Source organism: Agrobacterium sp. S7/73, assembly GCF_019355535.1.
GTDB classification, from domain to species: Bacteria; Pseudomonadota; Alphaproteobacteria; order Rhizobiales; family Rhizobiaceae; genus Agrobacterium; species Agrobacterium tumefaciens.
The window spans coordinates 1,728,247-1,745,168 of the sequence record NZ_CP072136.1 but is presented as its reverse complement, the minus strand read 5'-3'; the positions used below and the strand labels follow the sequence as shown (position 1 = coordinate 1,745,168).

Here is a 16,922-nt window from a genome sequence, read left to right as displayed (position 1 = left end):
GGAAACGTGCTTTCTTCGCCGCCACAGTGGCGAAATCTCGCGAACGCCGCCGTTGCGGCGTCCGCTTTTCCAGACAGTCCTTTCAGGCAGGTTTTCATGACAATTGCTGCCCGCAACGCCGAGGCCATCGGTGCGCACCGGCTGCGCGAGCGCCGTCGCTGGCGTGTCGTCTCTATCTTCTTCGTGTTGATGGCGGTGAGCCTCGTTCTCGATATCGCCACTGGTCCTTCGCTGCTGTCGCCCGCCGAAGTGGTGAAGTCGCTGACCGGCCTTGGCGAACGGGCCGCCATGACCGATTCTATCGTGCGCGGCCTTCGCCTGCCCATGGCGTTGATGGCGCTTGCCGTCGGTGCGGCACTCGGAGCAGGCGGCGCGCAAATGCAGACCCTGCTCAATAATCCCATGGCGAGCCCCTATACGCTCGGTATGGCCGCAGCGGCCGGTTTCGGTGCGGCGCTGGTGCTGGCGCTTGGCGGTCTCGGGCTGGATGCCATGATTGCCGTTCCGCTGGGCGCGTTCGTCTTTTCCATGCTCGCAGCACTTTTTCTCTTCACGCTGGCCTCCATGCGGCAGATGACGACCGAAACCATCATTCTCGGCGGCATCGCGCTTCTTTTCCTTTTTCAGTCGCTGCTGTCGCTCATCCAGTTCCTGTCCTCACCGGAGCTGTCCCAGCAGATCCTTTTCTGGCTGTTCGGCAGCCTGACCAAGGCGACCTGGCCGACGCTTGGCCTGACCGCTGCCGTGACCGCCCTCTGCTGCGCCCTGCTGATGGCGGATTGCTGGAAGCTGACCGCGCTCAGAATGGGGGAGATGCGGGCGGCAAGCCTCGGCATCAATGTCCGCTGGCTGCGCATGAAGGTTCTCGTCATCGTTGCCATCATGACCGCGACGGCCACCAGCTTCGTCGGCGTCATCGGTTTTATCGGGCTGGTCGCGCCGCATATCGCCCGCATGACCGTGGGCGAGGATCAGCGCTTCTTCCTGCCCATGTCGGTGCTGAGCGGCGCGCTGATGCTGTCGGCTGCCTCGATCCTCTCCAAATCGATCGTTCCCGGTGCGCTGTTCCCGGTTGGCATCGTCACGGCCATTGTCGGCGTGCCGTTTCTGATGTGGCTGATTTTCGCTCCGAAGAGGCGCGGCTGATGATGGTTCTCGATTCTATTTCCGCCGAGCGCGGCGGACAGACTGTTGTGAAAGGGCTGTCGGCGCGTCTGGAGGCGGGGCATATTCATGCCGTCATCGGCCCAAACGGAACGGGCAAGACGACCCTTCTGAGAGCGATCTTCGGCGATCTGCCACTTGCTGCCGGTTCGATCAGCCTCGGCGTCCGCCGTCTTCGGGCCGGGGAGCGGGCGGGGCGGTATATAAGGCAGTGGCGCGATGGCTTTGCCTACATGCCGCAGGACACCACGGCCGATATTGCGCTCAGCGTGCTGGAGGTGGTGGCACTCGGCCGGTTCGGGCGTCTGTCGTTGCATATTGACGACGAGACGCTCAACCTGGCCATGACACGCCTGCATCAGGCGGGCATAGCGCATCTGGCGCGCAGGGAGATCGCCTCCCTCAGCGGCGGGCAGCGGCAGATGGCGCTTTTCGCGCAGGTTCTGATGCGCGAGCCGCAGGCGATGCTGCTGGACGAGCCGGTCAGCGCGCTGGACCTCAAACATCAGGTGGCGCTTCTCGATCTGGTGCGGCATGAAACCCGCGCCAATGGCTGGGTAACGCTGGTCGTGCTGCATGATCTCAACCTCGCCTGCCAATATGCCGACAACCTGCTGGTGATTTCCGGTGGCGCATTGAAGGCGACCGGCGCGCCGGGAGATATCGTCACGCCGAAACTCATTTCCGAGACCTACGGGGTGACGGTGGAAGTTTTGCGGGACAGGCGCGGCAATCCCGTCATCCAGCCGGCTGGCGACCCGCTGCCCGAACATTTGAAAACCCTTGAAGGAATAATTGCATGAAACGATTTTTGATGACGTTTGCCGCGGCTTTGGCCGTAACCTTTTCTGTCGCGCCGTCCTTTGCTGCCGAACACAAGGTGCTGATGCTCAATTACGGCACGGACGGCAGCATGGTGTTTGAGCCTTCCTATGTAAAGGCAGAGCCCGGCGACACCATCACCTTCGTGCCGCAAAATTCCAGCCATTACGTGCAGTCCTATGCCGTTCCGGAAGGCGTAACGCCCTGGAAAGGCAAGCTCGATGAGGCCTTCACCGTTACCGTCGAGAAGGAAGGCGTCTATCTCTATTATTGCCCGCCGCATCTGATGATGGCGATGATCGGTGTGATCCAGGTCGGCAAGCCCGTCAATCTGGAAGCGGTCAGGCAAAAGGCGGAGAAGCTGCGCCCCAAACTGGTCATGAAGGGCGAAAGGCTGGACGCGGCTCTGGCACAGCTAACGCCGGCGCAATGACGCCATCTCCGTGCTCGACCGGATGGGACGCTCGATCCCTCAAATCTCGCTCGCCGGGTGTGTGAAGCAGCCCACACGAAAAAATTGGCTGCAATCACCATAACAAGGATAAACCAATGGCAAATAAACTAGTCGAAACGACATTGAACGACCTGCTCAACGGCGAATTGCGCGCCCACCACGCCTATCTTCAGGCAGCCGCCTGGGCGGCTGAGCGCAATCTCGATGGTTGCTACAAGTTTCTGCTTGGCCATGCTGCCGAAGAGCTGGAGCATATGCACCGCATCTTCAGCTTTCTGAACGATCTCGGAGCTCCAGTTATTTTCACCGAGCTGCCTGCCCCACAGGTCACTGCAAACGATATCAAGGGGTTGTTTGCAATTGTCGCGCAACACGAATCGCGTGTCACCGCCACCATCAACGCGGCGGTTGATCTCGCTCGGTCTGAAAAAGACCATGCGACCACATCCTTCCTGCAATGGTTCGTGAACGAACAGCATGAGGAGGACAGCCTGTGCCGCACGATAATGGGCAAGATCGAGCTGATCGGTGACGGTCCCAATGCGCTTTATCTGATTGACCGCGAAATCGGCGAACTGGCTGAAAAGGCCTGAAGGCTGCGCAGCATTTACTGATATTCCACAAGCTGCATCAAACGCAGCTTGTGGCTGGTTCAGTCACTTCCCAAATCCGGCGTCCATCCACGCGTATAGCCTTTTCCCATGATGGCAACCGCAAGGGAAAGCTGTTCCTGCAAATGTTCGATTTCGCCCAGCAGCGTTTCAACAGCCGCCTTCGCATCGCCATCATGACACTGGATGACATATCCAGCTATGTCGTCAGGCCGTACAGGGGTGATTTTTTCCGCATCGGGCATATCGGTTGACCTCTCGTTTGTTCACTAAATGTTCTAATTTTAGCAGAGAGTCAACAAGGCAAATGTGTGCCGTCTCTGGACGGTCACAGGCTTTGCAATAAGAGTATATTTCTGGAATTATCGTTGAATGCACTCGCGCCCGCCATGGCCTCGCACCGCAGTGTCAAGCGTCAATGAACGGATGGATCTTCGCCGTCCAGGAAGCTGCGAATTCCATCTTTCTCACAGGTGGCCAGGAATTCTTCCCAGGCGTCCTTGTCTGTCGTGAAAGGTTCTTCCCAGGTGGTGACATCATCATGCTCGCTGATAACCTCGAGCGTCCAATCCTGCTGGGTGCCGGCCGGCCGGTAGATATCAACCAGAACCGTGATACCGTCGTCTTCAAATTCGCCTGAGAATTCCGAGTGTTCAATTTTTGTTTTTTTGACCATCACAGCACACCTCGTTCTCAGGCTTGGATAAACGCACACCCAGACCGCATCTTGTCAATTCGCGCATGGCGCCGGCGAGAATGTGGCTGAAAAAATTATAGCCAGCTCTGGGGGAACTGGCTATCTATCTGTTTTTAATGGTCGGAGCGGCGGGATTCGAACCCACGACCCCTTGACCCCCAGTCAAGTGCGCTACCGGGCTGCGCTACGCTCCGAACCTGAAAGCCGTTTATATATAAGCCTGTTAGGGCGCAAGCGGAAAATAGCCTTTTCTTGAAAAAAGGAACAAAGGCTGTGGACGGTGGGTAGGGACTATCTTCCCGAAGATGTTGCCCGTCAAACGCGTGACACATCATCCTTCCATCATGGCGGGAACCTGCCGTGTTCTTTGGCGTTCCAATCTAAGCGAAACTAAAATTCAGGGAGATGAAACATGTCCGAACTCGTCGTTGTCGGTTTTGACGGAACGGAAGAGGCCGACCGGGTCCTTCTGAAACTTGCTGGAATGAAAAAGGAATATCTAGTCGATCTGGAAGATGCCGTCGTCGTCGTTCGCGATGAAAACGGCAAGGTGCACCTGAAGCAGAGCGTCAATCTGACGGCGATCGGTGCAAGCTCCGGTTTTCTCTCCGGTGGTCTCTGGGGTGGCCTCGTTGGCCTGCTGTTCCTCAATCCGCTCGCGGGGTTTGCGATCGGCGGCGCGATCGGTGCGGGAACGGGTGCGCTTGCGGGGTCGCTGACGGATTACGGAATCGACGACGATTTCATCAAATCTCTGGGTGAAACCATCCCGAATGGCTCTTCGGCGTTGTTCGTGTTGATCCGCAAGGTGCAGCCGGAAAAGGTGATGGCGGAACTGGAAGGTCTTCGTGGGCGGGTCATCAAAACCTCGCTTTCGCCAGAGCAGGAAGCACAACTGCAAAAGGCGCTTTCCGGCGGAACGGAACAAGCGGCAGCACCTGCCGTCTGAACGATGCAGGGAGAAGATGCTGCGGCATGATTCATGTCGCAGCAGATCTATGAAAGTGCGGCGGCGCTCTTTGCGACCCTCACCGGAAACGTTGGCTTAAACCGTCAGCGTTCCGGTTTTCGCCTGCGGCCAGGTCAGATAATAATACCGACTGCCGACATTGCCAAAAAATGCGTTGTCGCCGGAAATACTGTCGACATAGGCGCCACCGGTGGTCTTTGCATAAGCCGAACCGTCGCGCTTGAGATGGTCCTTCAGAAAATCGCTCCAGCCGGTCGTGGTGATCTCGGTTGCCGGTTTTGAGGTGGTTGTCTTGTCGGCCTCGACGTCCCAGGCTTTTATCTTTGCGCCTTCGGTCGGATCGGAGACGGTCAGCGTTCCAGCGGCCAGCGCTTCCAGCATTGCCTTGGCTTGCGTAGCTTTGCTGGGGTCCTTGGAGAGTTCTTCCAGCGTCGTCTTCAGGCTTGTCATGAAACTGGCCTGTGTAATGTCGCCGGATGGCGCCTGTGTGCTGGTGTCGTCGGTCTCCGCGTCAGGGCCGGAGACTTGCGCATATTGCGCCAGAAGCTGTGTCAGCCGCGTATTGGTGGAGGAGGGCGAGGTGTCGATCCCGTAGGAGTCGAGGATCGCAGTTCGTGGTGAGGAGGTCGAAGCGGAATTGTCCTCCTGCTCCTTGATGGCCTTGAGTGCGAGTTTGGTGGAGTTGATGCGTGTGGACAGGTCGACGGAGGAGACCATTGCGCTCACTGTTTCCATGATCAGGCCGATACACGTCATGCATACCGAACCGGCTCGGCGAAGATTCTCGATCCCGCCTTTCGTCTCCTCTCATAAGAAGACCGGGTGTATCCCCAGCCGTCTCAAGCTTGGGATGCACCCGGTCTAATAGCCGAACTTTGCGCGACGCTTGCGGACATATAGTGCGTCTCTAATGAAACGAAGCGTTGGACGCACTCAATGCCTTGGTTTCAGTCATGAAACCGCTACGCATTTTTTACTGGAAGTGCTCAGTTTTCCTGCACGGAAACACCGTTCGGGCCGATATTCATCTCGATCCCCTTCGGTTTGCTTTCTTCGTGCCAGACATAGGCTCCAAGCCCGACAAGAACCACCAGGAGTGCGCCAATGATGAAATAGAGATTGTTCGTCTGCGTCATAGGATGTCTCCCCGTTTGACAATCATGATCGCGGGCTAAACGCATGAAATAATGTAAGGTTCCGTAAGGGTAAGGACTTTATGTGGCACTTCTGCTTTGGCGCAGGCTTTCGCGCTTTTCCAGAGCCATGCATCCCCACAATATGCCGAGCAGCAGGAAGAAATGCCGCCAGTGGTCGGTGTCAATGACGTTGCCGATCATCACATGCCCGACAAAGGTTACCCAGGAAATGATGAGAAACGGCTGCCAGGGCCGCTGGCGCAGCAGCAGTTTGAAGCAGGCGGCAATGGTCCAGCAGATCAGCGTGAGATAGATGACGAAGCCGAACCAGCCATGCGTGGTCAGGCTCTTCAGCCAGATATTATGTTCCGCGGCGGGAAAGATGTCGTCGAACACCATGGGGCCGATGCCGAGCGGATGTTCCATCGCCATCAGGAAACCGAGATAGTGGCGGGCAAAACGCCCGAGATGGCCGCCATCATAGGATTGCACCGCCGAGGCGCGGCTGGAGAACAGGTCTGCGACCTGCTTGAATTGCAGGGCGATGATGACGGCTGCCACCATCAATGCCACGGCGACGAGAAACAGAACGAGGATTTTCAGCCGGAATGCCGCCGTGCGCTCTTTCAGCAGCATGACGAAAACCAGAAGCACGGCCGAAAACAGGAAAAGGCCCCATGCGGCGCGTGAAAACGACAGGAACACGGCAAGAGACAGAATGAGCAGGCCGAGAATCCGCCATGGCGCATGCATCGCCTTGCCGGAGAGCAGGCCGTAAATCAGGTACAGCGACGGCGTCACCAGGAAGGGGCCGAAGACGTTCGGGTCCTGAAAGGCGCCCTTGGCGCGATCGTAAAGGGTAAAGACCTCGAAACCGGGAATGGCGTGAAAATATCCGATGATGCCGAGCAGGGAGGTAATCAGCGCTGCAGCGAGCCAGGCCCGGAAAATCAGCAGCAGCCGCTGGTGCTTGTCCTCGATGATGGCAGCATAAAAAACCGAGGTCAGCGCCAGAAAGGTCGATACGGCGAGATAAAGCGGCCCCTCGTCGAGATTGGCCATGGTGGTGAGCGAAAGATAACCGCCGACATTGAAGGCAAGCAGCAGGCACAAAAGCAGGACGACGGTGCGCGAAAGGCGCAAGCCCAGCAGGAACCAGATGGCCACTTGCCCCACCATCATCAGCTCATAGGGCGCCGGTTCGGAAATCACGAAGCCGGAAAGAAAGACGCCGAAGGCAATGAAGAACGCGCCGACCAGCCGCATGGCGGCAAGCGGTGCGTCAAAATCCGGTGCGTGCTGGTAACCGGTGTGGGTCAATAGGCATTTTCCGATTTGAGCAGCCGGATCGGCGTCAGGAACAGGATCTTGAGATCGAGAAGCAGCGACCAGTTCTCGATATAATAGAGATCGTATTCGGTGCGGAACTTGATCTTGTCGCCGTGGTCGATCTCACCACGCCAGCCATTGATCTGCGCCCAGCCGGTAACACCGGGCTTGACCTTGTGCCGGGCGAAATAATGCTCCACCACCTCGGTATATTTCAGGTCGCCCGTCTGGGCGTGCACGGCGTGCGGGCGCGGCCCGACCAGTGAAAGATCGCCGTAAAGAACGTTGAAAAGCTGTGGCAGCTCGTCCATCGAGGATTTTCGCAGGAACCGCCCGACCGGCGTGACACGCGGATCGTTTTTCGTGACGGCCTTTTTCGCCGTGGGGTCGCTGAGTTCCGTATACATGGAACGGAACTTCCAGACATTGATCGTTTCATTGTTGAAGCCATGACGCTTCTGCTTGAAGAACACCGGGCCTTTGGATGTCGTCTTGACAGCAATCGCCGCGCCCAGCATCACCGGCCACAACAGAACGATGCCGATAATGCTGAAGACGATGTCGAACACCCGTTTCCCGACCGAATCCCAGTCGCGTATCGGCTTGTCGAACACGTCGAGCATAGGCACTGCGCCGACATGGGAATAGGCGCGGGGGCGGAAACGCAATTTGTTGGCGTGGGCCGCGATACGGATATCGACGGGTAGCACCCAAAGCTTGCGCAGGAGCTGGAGGATACGCGCCTCGGCACTGAGCGGCAGGGCGATGATCAGCATGTCGAGCTTCGTCAGGCGGGCGAATTCCACCAGTTCCGCGAAGGTGCCGAGCTTGGGGTAGCCGGCAACCACATCGGGCGAACGCTCGCTTTTCCGGTCGTCGAAAATGCCGCAGATGCGGATATCATTGTCCGTTTGCTGTTCGAGCGAGCGGATGAGGTCCTTGGCAGCATCGCCGCCGCCGACGATCACGGCGCGACGCTCCATCACGCCGTTGCGGCCCCAGTGGCGAATGGCGAAGCCGAGGATCAGCCGTCCGGTGAAAATGGCGATTGCGCCGGTGGCGTACCAGATGGCAAAAGTCTGCCAGGAATGCAGCGCTTCTGGCAAAAACAGGAGAAGGATGCCGGCGACGGTGACGAAGGACAGGCAGACGGCGCCCTGAATGCGGGCAAACATTTTCAGCGGCGCGCGCAGCGTCGGCAACTGGTAACAGTCGCCGGCCTGCAAAAGAAACACGCAAACCGCCGCGCCCAGCACCCCAATGCCGAAAACCGCAAGAAAGGTTTCAAGCCCCTGCCGCGCAGCGATGGCGTTGACGATGGCCGCGATGATCGCAAGCATCGAAAATTCGAGAAGACGCAATTGGCCGATGACCATGTTTGGCGAATGGTTGCCGGCGCGAAGCTGGTTGGCGATCTGCCGTGCAAGCGGATTGAGAACAACGCTTTCCGATACGGAAGGCTCACCCGCATCGCGCTCGGAGATTTGCTGGCGCAACGTCGCCAGATCGAATTCAAGTCTTCCCTTGTCAGCCTTGGTCATTGCTTTGGTCCGCACCCTCCAGCCCATCGGCCCGAAAACCGGAATCGATTTTCGAAGGGAACGATGCGCAACTTCAAAGTGGTAGAGCACAGTTTTGGCATCCGTGCGGATACGTGCGCTCTACGAGCAGGAAACTAGCCGAAACATGCTAAGAAACGTTTATGATGAGTTTCTACAGGACGACGGAATATACAATTAAAAATCGTGTTTTTGAAATGTTTCTAGAGCGAAAGCAGGTGACGATAGAGCTTCATCATGTCGTCGGCCATGACAGGCGTTGAAAATTTCGCCTTGAAGCTGTCGGGGCGGGGCATCACTCGTTTCCCCCAGTCCGGGCTCTCGGCAGCCTTGACCATTATCTTTGCCAGCGCATCGGCGTCTCCAGCCGGAACGAGCGCCTCGCTGTCTTCTCCCAGAACCTCAGCTATGCCTCCAACATGCGAGGCGATGACGGTTTTCCCCGCAGCAAGCGCTTCCAGCACGATGTAAGGCATCGCCTCGGCGCGTGAGGGAACCACCACCGTGGTCGCCAGCGCGAATGCCTGTCTGGCGGGCATGGCGGCGTGCATGGAAATGCGCTGCGAAAGTCCGGTCTTGACGATCATATCAGCATATTTGTCCCTGTCCGGCCCATCGCCCACAATGACGCCGGACATGGGCTGGCCGATGCTGCGTTCCATCTTGGCGAATGCCTTGATGAAGATGTCGGGGCCCTTCAGGTCACGCAGCATGCCGATATAGAGAAAGCGCGCTGCCCCTTCGCGGGCGGGCACGGTTTCAAACTCGCTTTCCTGCACGCCGTTATAGATCATCGCCGTGCGGGTGCGTGGTTTGCCGACCTTGGTTTCGTAGGTTTCCTGTTCGAAATTGCAAACGAAACACAGGGCGTCCGTGAAATGCTCCTGAAACCGCTCGATACGCAGGAACAGCTGCCCTTTAAGGCTTTTGCGATCGTAATGCAGGCTGCCGCCGTGCGGCGAATAGAGGCGGGCTACGCGATACTTGTTCACCCGCAACAGTGAGCCGATCAGCCGGGCCAGAGCGCCACCCTTGGCGCTGTGCCCATGCAAAATATCCGGCCGCAAACTTTTGATATGGTTGTAGGACTTAACGAGCGCCCACAGGTCGCCGGGGCTTATCGACCGCTTGATCGGCAGGCGGGTCAACCCTAGCTCCAGCATCGGGGCGATCTGCGCGAAAAGCCGTTCCTCATGCGCGCCGCCGGTCGAACTATCACAGACGATGCCGACCTTGTGGCCCTGCTTGACGTGTTCTTCGATCAGGTCGCGGACATGGCGGAACACGCCACCGACGGGAGAGCGGAAACAGTGAATGATGCGCAGGGGAGGACCGTCATCCGCCATGTCAGCCGCTCCGTTTTTCAGAAGAAGCGTTCACGCACATAGACCGTATCGCCCGCAAGAATTGGTGCGGTGATCCCGATCCGGCCGGTCATCACCTCGGTATTGATCTTGCGGGTGATATCGACATCGGCCTGATTGGCGCGTGGCGTGAAGCCGCCGGCGATGGCGATGGCGTTCTGCGCCGTCATGCCCGGCACGTAGGAATATTGGCCGGGACGGCCGACTTCGCCCATGATGAAGACGGGGCGATAACGATCGATCTCGATCGTGACGTCGGGATCGCGCAGATAACCCTGACGCAACTTGGCGGCAATGGCGGCTTCGAGTTGCGGCAGCGTCTTGCCTCGGGCGGGAACCTGACCGACAAGCGGGAAGGCGACATAACCAGCCTGATCGACCGTATAGGTATTTGTCAGCCCGGTCTGTTCGAACACGTTGATGCGCAGCCTGTCACCGCTATCGACATGATAGGGCTGCAGGGCGCCCTCGTGAAACGCCTTGGGCGCAGGTTGATATGCCGCGCAACCGGAAAGGGCCGTTAGAACGGCAAGCGTCAGTGCGGTGACATGTCGTGATCCGGCGAGCGGCATCTCATCTGGCTCCGAGTCGAACTATGAGCATTCTTATCGTTCTGTTAGGGTTAATGGGCGGTAAACAGCCAGTCGCAAGGATGGTAATATCGGCTTTATTTCGTCAGCTTCGTCACAATTAACTGTTGTGTTACCGGAAAGACTTAAACTTCGCGAAAATTGGCCTCTATATTTGAGCGCCCGAGGTGTATCTCGGTTACGGAGCCCGTATGAACGGCGATCGCATTGATGACAGAGATGTGGATATCGATCTCGCGCGGCTCGTCGCTGCCATATGGCAGCGCAAGGGCAGGATAGCGGCGATCACCCTGCTTGCCGGGGGCGCCGCCTTCGTTGTCGCAAGCATGATGTCGCCCGCGTACAAGGGCGAGGCGCGCGTCCTCATCGAATCGCGCGCGGCCTCCTTCGGTGCGTCGCAGCAGTCGAATGCGCCCGCCGAACCCGTGCTCGATGAGTTGACCATCTCCAGCCAGGTGCAGATCCTGCAATCGGTTGACCTCATCAAGCAGGTCGCGAAAGATATGAAGCTTTATGAGCGGCAGGAGCTTGACCCGGCGGCGCGTCCTTCTCTCGTCTCGAAGCTGCTGGTTGCTGTCGGCGTCAAGAAAGATCCGCAGCAGGTGCCGCCAGAGGAACGGATACTGAAAGCGTTCCAGGAGAGGTTGCAGGTCTACCAGGTCGAAAGCTCGCGCGTCATCACGGTCGAGTTCTCGTCCGAGGACCCCATGCTTGCGGCAGCAGTCCCCAACGCGATGATGAAGGCCTATATCGCGCTGCAGAGCGGCGCGAAACTGGACACAAGCACGGAGGCGGCACGCTGGCTGGAGCCGGAAATCGCCAGTCTGCGTGAGAAGGTTCGCGATGCGGACAGGAAGGTCGCGGATTACCGCGCCTCGTCCGATATTCTGTCGGCAGGGCAGGGCGAAACGCTCGCCACCCGGCAACTCAGTGATATCTCGACCGAACTTGGCCGTATCCGCGGCGAGCGGGCGAATGCGGAGGCGCGGGCAGAAGGCGTGCGCAACGCGCTTTCGAGCGGCCGCCCGCTGGATACTTTCCCCGACGTCGTCGCCTCGCCGATGATCCAGAGACTGAAGGAAAGCGAGGCTGCCATGCGCAGCCAGATTTCCGATCTGTCTTCCTCGCTGCTGGAAGGCCATCCGCGTATCAAGGCGCTGCGCAGCCAAATTGACGGCATACAGCGGCAGATTCAGGAAGAGACCCGCAAGGTGCTCGCAAGTCTCGAAAACGAGGCCAATGTGTCCCGCCTGCGGGAGCGGCAACTGGTTCAGCAGTTGAACGTGCTGAAAACGGAAAGTGTACGCGCCGGTGAGCAGCAGGTTGGCCTCAACGACCTGGAGCGCGAGGCTTCGGCTCAGCGCCAGCTTCTTGAAACCTATCTCGCCCGTTACCGCGAGGCGACGTCGCGCGCCGGTTCAGCCGAATCCACGCCCGCCGATGCCCGCGTGATTTCAACTGCAGTGGAGCCGCGCGAACCCTATTTCCCGAAGACCGGCGCCATCACCATCGTCGTCACGCTGGCGGCCTTCCTTCTCTCCTGCATCGTCGTCATGCTCGTGGAACTGTTCACCGGGCGGGCGTTGAAGCCGGTTGGCAAGACCCATGTCCCGCCGCTGTCCGATCCACCACCGCCCGCGAGAGCGCGTGCTGACACGGATGAGACACCGGATACGCCGGAGCAACCGCTTCCCGCACGTGAAGAGGATGCGACGCCTGCGGTTCGTTCCATGCCTGCCGCTGCCCGCCAGTCCATTGTCGAACAGGAAGCGCAGATACCGGTCGCAGCCGTTGCTGCCAAATCGGCCCTGCCGGTTGCAGACGCTGCGGCTGCGAAAGTGGACGCTGCGGAAGAAGAGATCGACAATGCCGACAATTTCTCGATCGACTCCGTCGCGTCTTTCCTCGCCACCCGTCTTGCGAAATCCGTCGCAGCGGTCGTGTCTCCAGCTGGCGACAGTGGTTCGACCACCACCGTCATGCTGGCGCGCGCCCTGTCCGAAATGGGCCGTTCGGTCGTTCTCGTCGATATGACGGCATCGGCCTGTCCGACGCGCCTGATGGCGCCTGAGACCGGACTGCCGGGCGTCATGGACCTTTTGGCGGGTGCCGCCGCCTTTGGCGAAACCATTCACGGCGACCGGCTTTCCGATGCCCATATCGTGCCGCGCGGCAATGCGCAGCCGCGTGAGGCCATGCGCGCCATCGACCGGCTGACGATGATCCTCAGCGCGCTTTCCGACGCCTATGACACGGTTCTCGTGGAGTGCGGCGCGGTTCAGATATCGAGCCTTGAGAAAATGCTGCGCAATCTGCCGGCGGAAATCGTCGTGTCCGTTCCCGGTAATGATAGCGAATTGCTGGAAAAGACCCTCGGAGAACTGGTTGCCCACGGCTACGAGCAGGCATTGCCGATGACCGGCATGCGCAAACCGGACCGTCTGAGCGCCGCCTGAGATGCTGTGGCCGATAACCGGTCAGTCGGCAGCGGGCGTTGCGTCCATGCTCGGCCGACCGGCGCGGAAACGCTGAATGAACGCATAGAGTGCCGGATTGGATTTGATCAGGCTCTTTGTCCGGGCAATGGCAACATAGGCAGAGGCCGCCGCGCGGCCCTTCAACGTCACCGGCAGGAAAATATCATGCTGCACGGTGAAAAGCGGACACCAGCTGCGTTTGTAGGGCTGGTCACCGACGCCGAAATCGAAGATCGCCGCATTTTCACTGCAAGCCCGTTCGATCATCAGCCAGAACAGCAGCTCACCGGGGCTGATTTCCGCGAAGGTCTCATCGATAGAACCGAACTGGCAGATGATGTGATCCTGCTTGCGCGAAAGGCCGGATATGGCAGCGATGAAACCTTCATTTTGACCATGCAGACGAATGGCGTGGAGTTCCAGAAGACTGTCTGTGCCGATCTCCGGAAAATTTGCGAGGTCATAGAAAAAGTCTTTTACCGATTGATCGCGAAAAACATCCGGAATGCCCTGCGATGCGAACCGGGCTGCCTTCTGTCGGAAAAACGTCTGCAATAATTCGCACTTTTCCCGTGGCGAACGGGCGATCACATGGCTGTAACCACCCATTTCCTCGGCTCTCCGGCTCTGGATGCGGAATTTCTTCCGGCGCCTCTTGGCGTTGATCTGCCGAAGCGTGCTCTCAAAATTTGCCAGTAAGGGAATCTGGAAGGCCGGGTTCTGGTTTTCGACGGATGCCAGATGCGAGAGCGGGTTGGTCCTGCCACGCCAGATCAGCGGTATGTTCTGCAGGGCCAGAATATCCGCCTGGCCACGCAGCAGCTTTCGCGCTTCGCGGGCAATGGCTGCCGCCGTTTTGTGGCTGGCTGCTTCGGCGAAGGACCGGTCGAAAAGCCCGGTATTGATATTGTTGAAACGGCCGCCGGGAAAACGTGCTTTGCGGATGCCGCCTTCCAGAACGATTTCGAGCGGCAGCAGGAACACGGTCTTGCCGCTTTGCCTGCCGCGAATGATGAGGAGGGGTCTGTCCTGCGTTTGCCCCCAGATGGAGCACCAGCCGTAACCCTGATGCAGCGAATTGAGCGGGTCGCTCTCCAGCTGTTCCCAGTCGGCGCGGATAGTGGAGGCATCGTCGACGAGATCGATAGCCAGGCGATCGGCGCCCCGCCGCTCGTTTTGCACGGCGGCTGGTCCTTCACCCTCGCTGACTATGACCGGCGCTTCAGCCGCCATCCACGCTCTCCGGTTGTTTCGGTGAGACTATATCGTTGAGCGGCAAACAAGAGGTTTATAAAATTGCGACCTCTGGATGTCCCGTAGAAGGCAGGTGCCTATTCCTGTTTTTTGGAGCCGGCCATCCATTTGATGACCAGCATGGCGGGCAGTATCCACAAAAGCCCACTCAGCACGAAGTAGGCAAGATGCACCCACCATGGAGATTGCGCCAGCGTCGCCGACGCGATGGCTGTCGCCGCTACGGCGTAGATGACGACGAGGCAGATGATGACGATGGTGCCGATGAGCGATCTGAGGCGAGGGTGCATGAAATCTTCCGTAACCGAGCATGTATCCCAAAAGTGTCATCGGTTTTGGGGAAAAGACATGCGTAAAACAAAAAATCTAGATCGTATTGGTGATTCGAAGCAGAGACAGGACGATCTAGTGTCTGGCGAAACTATACCGCCGCGACCGGATGCCGCAAACCCTGAGGCCTTGTTTTGTTGTGCCGGTTGGGGCTAATCAACATGACTGTATGATGGAGACCTCAAAGATGCATTCGAGCGGCATGACGATGGCAAATGGTTCTGCGGAAATGGTGGTGGAGGCTGCCCTGCAGAAACAGGAGAAGGATCGCCGCCTGCTGCGCATCTGGCTGCGCGTCGTCCTCTTCACTCTGTTCTGTCTCGTGCTTGTCGGCGGCGCCACGCGGCTGACCGAGTCTGGCCTGTCAATTACCGAATGGAAGCCCATCCACGGCGCCATTCCGCCGCTTTCCGTTGCCGAATGGGAAGAGGAATTCCAGCTCTACAAGCGTATTCCCCAATATCAGGAAATCAACCGGGGCATGTCGCTCGATGAGTTCAAGACGATCTTCTGGTGGGAGTGGGCGCATCGACTGCTTGCCCGCGCCATCGGTCTCATCTTCGCCCTGCCGCTCGCCTTCTTCTGGCTGACCGGCCGCATCGAAAGGCGCTTGCGCCTGCCGCTCATCGGCCTTCTGGGGCTTGGCGGCTTTCAGGGCTTCGTCGGCTGGTGGATGGTGTCTTCCGGCCTCGTCAACCGTACAGATGTCTCGCAATATCGCCTGGCAACGCATCTGACGATCGCGTGCCTCATCTTTGCGGGCTGCATGTGGATATTGCGCGGCCTGTCGCACCATTCGCCAGATGCTGCCAATGAAACGACCGGCCGCCGTTTTGCCGCGCTGCTGACCTTCCTCTGTCTGTTCCAGATTTATCTCGGCGCGCTGGTGGCGGGGCTGAATGCCGGCCTGTCCTACAACACGTGGCCGCTGATGGACGGCTCCCTGGTGCCCGGCGATCTTTTCCTGCAACAGCCCTGGTGGATCAACTTGTTCGAAAACCCGAAGACGGTGCAGTTCGTCCACCGCCTCGGCGCCTATACGCTGTTTGCCGCCACGCTGTGGCATATGGTGTCCTTGGCTCGCGCCTTGCCCGGCACGCCGCATGCCCGCCGCGCCGTACTGTTCTTCGTGTTGATCTCCATTCAGGCGGCGCTCGGCATCACCACGCTTCTGATGCATGTGGACATTCATGTGGCGCTCGCCCATCAGGGCATGGCGCTGCTGGTGCTTGGTTTTGCAGTCGCCCATTGGCGAGGCTTCCTCGGCGAATACCCGGCACCTGTCGCGGTTGAGATCAGGGACTGAAAACCATTAAAATTGCTTCAGGACAGACTTGATGGTTGTCGCGACGGCCAGTTCGTCGTCGCGTTCGCGCGTGTTGCCATCTTCCTCGTGCCATGCCGCCGAAAGGCAGCCGTAGGCGAACGCATATTGCAGAAGCACCCGTTCGTTCCGTTTGAGCGCTTTCGCAAAAGTCGACGCCATGGAGGCGATGCGTGCCTCGCTGCGTGTCAGATCGAAGCGGTCGAGCGGATTGGAGAACATGTTGGCGACGTCGAGTGCTGCATCGCCGATCAGGCCTGCCGGGTCGATGATGATCCAGCCACGCGAACTGCGCATGATGTTTTCGTGATGCAGATCGCCGTGCAGCGGTCGAATATTGCTTTGGTGCCCGATAAGCTCCTCGGCAAGCGAAGCGGCTTCGATGTAGGGGCTGTCGGTGCCTTCGCTGCGATCGTGCTCGGCTTTACGGAACAGACTTTCGAAATATTGCGGCAGCGTCAGCAGGCTTGCTGGTGGCGTCTGCGTTGAAGGCTGGTGATAGTGAAGGAGAACATCGGCGGCGATTGCGGTCGTGGCATCATCGTCGCCGTCGCGAAAAAGCACGTCGCGCAATGTCTCATTGCCGGCATGTTCCATGAGCAATATGTCGTCGGAGCGATCGAGCAGCTTCACGCAGCCGACACCTGCCCGCCATTCGATGAAATCCGCCCCGCGAAGGCTGTCTTTCAGAACCTTGTGTTTAAGTACCTTGGCGATGGCAAGGGAACCATTGCCAAGTCTGACTTCGTAAACCACCCCGGCCGGCGTATCGGCAATCTGTTTTGCGGCCTCGATATTCCACGAGGCCGGAAAAAAGGGGATAGCTCGGCTCACGCAAAAA

The 16,922-nt window shown here is 58.6% G+C and carries 18 protein-coding genes and 1 tRNA gene; 7 read left to right on the top strand and 12 right to left on the bottom strand.

What is annotated here, in order from left to right:
* Positions 1–96: 96 nt before the first annotated feature.
* The 4 genes from J5276_RS08620 to J5276_RS08605 all read left to right on the top strand — a co-directional run bounded on the left by J5276_RS08620 (position 97) and on the right by J5276_RS08605 (position 3,033).
* A complete protein-coding gene (locus J5276_RS08620) occupies positions 97–1,146 on the top strand; it encodes an iron ABC transporter permease (protein ID WP_065658284.1) in 1,050 nt (349 codons plus the stop codon).
* Positions 1,146–1,967, top strand: coding sequence for an ABC transporter ATP-binding protein (locus J5276_RS08615; protein ID WP_112154943.1), 822 nt, complete (start codon positions 1,146–1,148; stop codon positions 1,965–1,967). The genes J5276_RS08620 and J5276_RS08615 overlap by 1 nt, the downstream gene beginning before the upstream one ends.
* Positions 1,964–2,419, top strand: coding sequence for a pseudoazurin (locus J5276_RS08610; protein WP_065658036.1), 456 nt, complete (start codon positions 1,964–1,966; stop codon positions 2,417–2,419). Before J5276_RS08615 ends, J5276_RS08610 begins: the two co-directional genes overlap by 4 nt.
* 116 nt (positions 2,420–2,535) lie before the next feature.
* Complete coding sequence (locus tag J5276_RS08605) at positions 2,536–3,033, top strand: ferritin (protein WP_112154942.1); 498 nt, start codon at positions 2,536–2,538, stop codon at positions 3,031–3,033.
* A 59-nt stretch (positions 3,034–3,092) separates the two neighbouring features.
* Here J5276_RS08605 and J5276_RS08600 read toward each other — a convergent pair whose 3' ends face one another.
* The 3 genes from J5276_RS08600 to J5276_RS08590 all read right to left on the bottom strand — a co-directional run bounded on the left by J5276_RS08600 (position 3,093) and on the right by J5276_RS08590 (position 3,942).
* The gene (locus J5276_RS08600; RefSeq protein ID WP_013635930.1) at positions 3,093–3,296 is read right to left on the bottom strand and encodes a hypothetical protein; all 204 of its coding nucleotides are present in this window, start codon (positions 3,294–3,296) and stop codon (positions 3,093–3,095) included.
* A 170-nt stretch (positions 3,297–3,466) separates the two neighbouring features.
* Positions 3,467–3,727, bottom strand: a complete 261-nt coding sequence (locus tag J5276_RS08595; RefSeq protein ID WP_003512603.1) for a hypothetical protein — start codon at positions 3,725–3,727, stop codon at positions 3,467–3,469.
* A 138-nt stretch (positions 3,728–3,865) separates the two neighbouring features.
* Positions 3,866–3,942: transfer RNA gene (locus J5276_RS08590), tRNA-Pro, on the bottom strand.
* A 218-nt stretch (positions 3,943–4,160) separates the two neighbouring features.
* On the opposite strand from J5276_RS08590, the gene J5276_RS08585 reads away from it, so the two are divergent.
* A complete protein-coding gene (locus J5276_RS08585) occupies positions 4,161–4,697 on the top strand; it encodes a DUF1269 domain-containing protein (protein WP_003512604.1) in 537 nt (178 codons plus the stop codon).
* A 96-nt stretch (positions 4,698–4,793) separates the two neighbouring features.
* On the opposite strand, the gene J5276_RS08580 is transcribed toward J5276_RS08585, so the two are convergent.
* The 6 genes from J5276_RS08580 to uppC all read right to left on the bottom strand — a co-directional run bounded on the left by J5276_RS08580 (position 4,794) and on the right by uppC (position 10,678).
* Positions 4,794–5,474: a hypothetical protein gene (locus tag J5276_RS08580; protein WP_111789289.1), complete on the bottom strand. Its 681-nt coding sequence runs from the start codon at positions 5,472–5,474 to the stop codon at positions 4,794–4,796.
* Positions 5,475–5,704: 230 nt separating this feature from the next.
* Positions 5,705–5,854: a hypothetical protein gene (locus J5276_RS08575; protein WP_003512607.1), complete on the bottom strand. Its 150-nt coding sequence runs from the start codon at positions 5,852–5,854 to the stop codon at positions 5,705–5,707.
* A gap of 78 nt (positions 5,855–5,932) precedes the next feature.
* Positions 5,933–7,174: a polysaccharide biosynthesis O-antigen ligase family protein UppF gene (gene uppF, locus J5276_RS08570; RefSeq protein WP_065661100.1), complete on the bottom strand. Its 1,242-nt coding sequence runs from the start codon at positions 7,172–7,174 to the stop codon at positions 5,933–5,935.
* Positions 7,171–8,724, bottom strand: coding sequence for a polysaccharide biosynthesis glycosyltransferase UppE (gene uppE / locus J5276_RS08565; RefSeq protein WP_112154941.1), 1,554 nt, complete (start codon positions 8,722–8,724; stop codon positions 7,171–7,173). Before uppE ends, uppF begins: the two co-directional genes overlap by 4 nt.
* A 221-nt stretch (positions 8,725–8,945) precedes the next feature.
* Complete coding sequence (uppD, locus tag J5276_RS08560) at positions 8,946–10,088, bottom strand: polysaccharide biosynthesis type 4 glycosyltransferase UppD (RefSeq protein WP_112154940.1); 1,143 nt, start codon at positions 10,086–10,088, stop codon at positions 8,946–8,948.
* Between the two features lie 17 nt (positions 10,089–10,105).
* Positions 10,106–10,678 carry a polysaccharide export protein UppC gene (gene uppC / locus J5276_RS08555; RefSeq protein ID WP_003512614.1) on the bottom strand — a complete coding sequence of 191 codons (573 nt, stop codon included), beginning with the start codon at positions 10,676–10,678 and terminating at the stop codon, positions 10,106–10,108.
* A 209-nt stretch (positions 10,679–10,887) separates the two neighbouring features.
* Here uppC and uppB point away from each other — a divergent pair, with 209 nt between their 5' ends.
* Positions 10,888–13,152: a polysaccharide biosynthesis protein UppB gene (gene uppB / locus J5276_RS08550; protein WP_112154939.1), complete on the top strand. Its 2,265-nt coding sequence runs from the start codon at positions 10,888–10,890 to the stop codon at positions 13,150–13,152.
* A 21-nt stretch (positions 13,153–13,173) separates the two neighbouring features.
* Here uppB and uppA read toward each other — a convergent pair whose 3' ends face one another.
* Together uppA and J5276_RS08540 are read right to left on the bottom strand one after the other, a co-directional pair.
* On the bottom strand, positions 13,174–14,406 hold the full coding sequence (gene uppA, locus J5276_RS08545) for a polysaccharide biosynthesis GNAT family N-acetyltransferase UppA (protein WP_003512617.1): 1,233 nt from the start codon (positions 14,404–14,406) through the stop codon (positions 13,174–13,176).
* Positions 14,407–14,504: 98 nt separating this feature from the next.
* Positions 14,505–14,717, bottom strand: a complete 213-nt coding sequence (locus tag J5276_RS08540; RefSeq protein ID WP_003512618.1) for a DUF2842 domain-containing protein — start codon at positions 14,715–14,717, stop codon at positions 14,505–14,507.
* Positions 14,718–14,944: 227 nt separating this feature from the next.
* Between J5276_RS08540 and J5276_RS08535 the strand changes: the two genes are divergently transcribed.
* The gene (locus J5276_RS08535; RefSeq protein WP_003512619.1) at positions 14,945–16,063 is read left to right on the top strand and encodes a COX15/CtaA family protein; all 1,119 of its coding nucleotides are present in this window, start codon (positions 14,945–14,947) and stop codon (positions 16,061–16,063) included.
* Positions 16,064–16,069: 6 nt separating this feature from the next.
* Here the strand turns inward: J5276_RS08535 and J5276_RS08530 are convergent, their stop codons facing one another.
* Positions 16,070–16,915 carry an aminoglycoside phosphotransferase family protein gene (locus tag J5276_RS08530; protein WP_019565460.1) on the bottom strand — a complete coding sequence of 282 codons (846 nt, stop codon included), beginning with the start codon at positions 16,913–16,915 and terminating at the stop codon, positions 16,070–16,072.
* Positions 16,916–16,922: the final 7 nt, after the last annotated feature.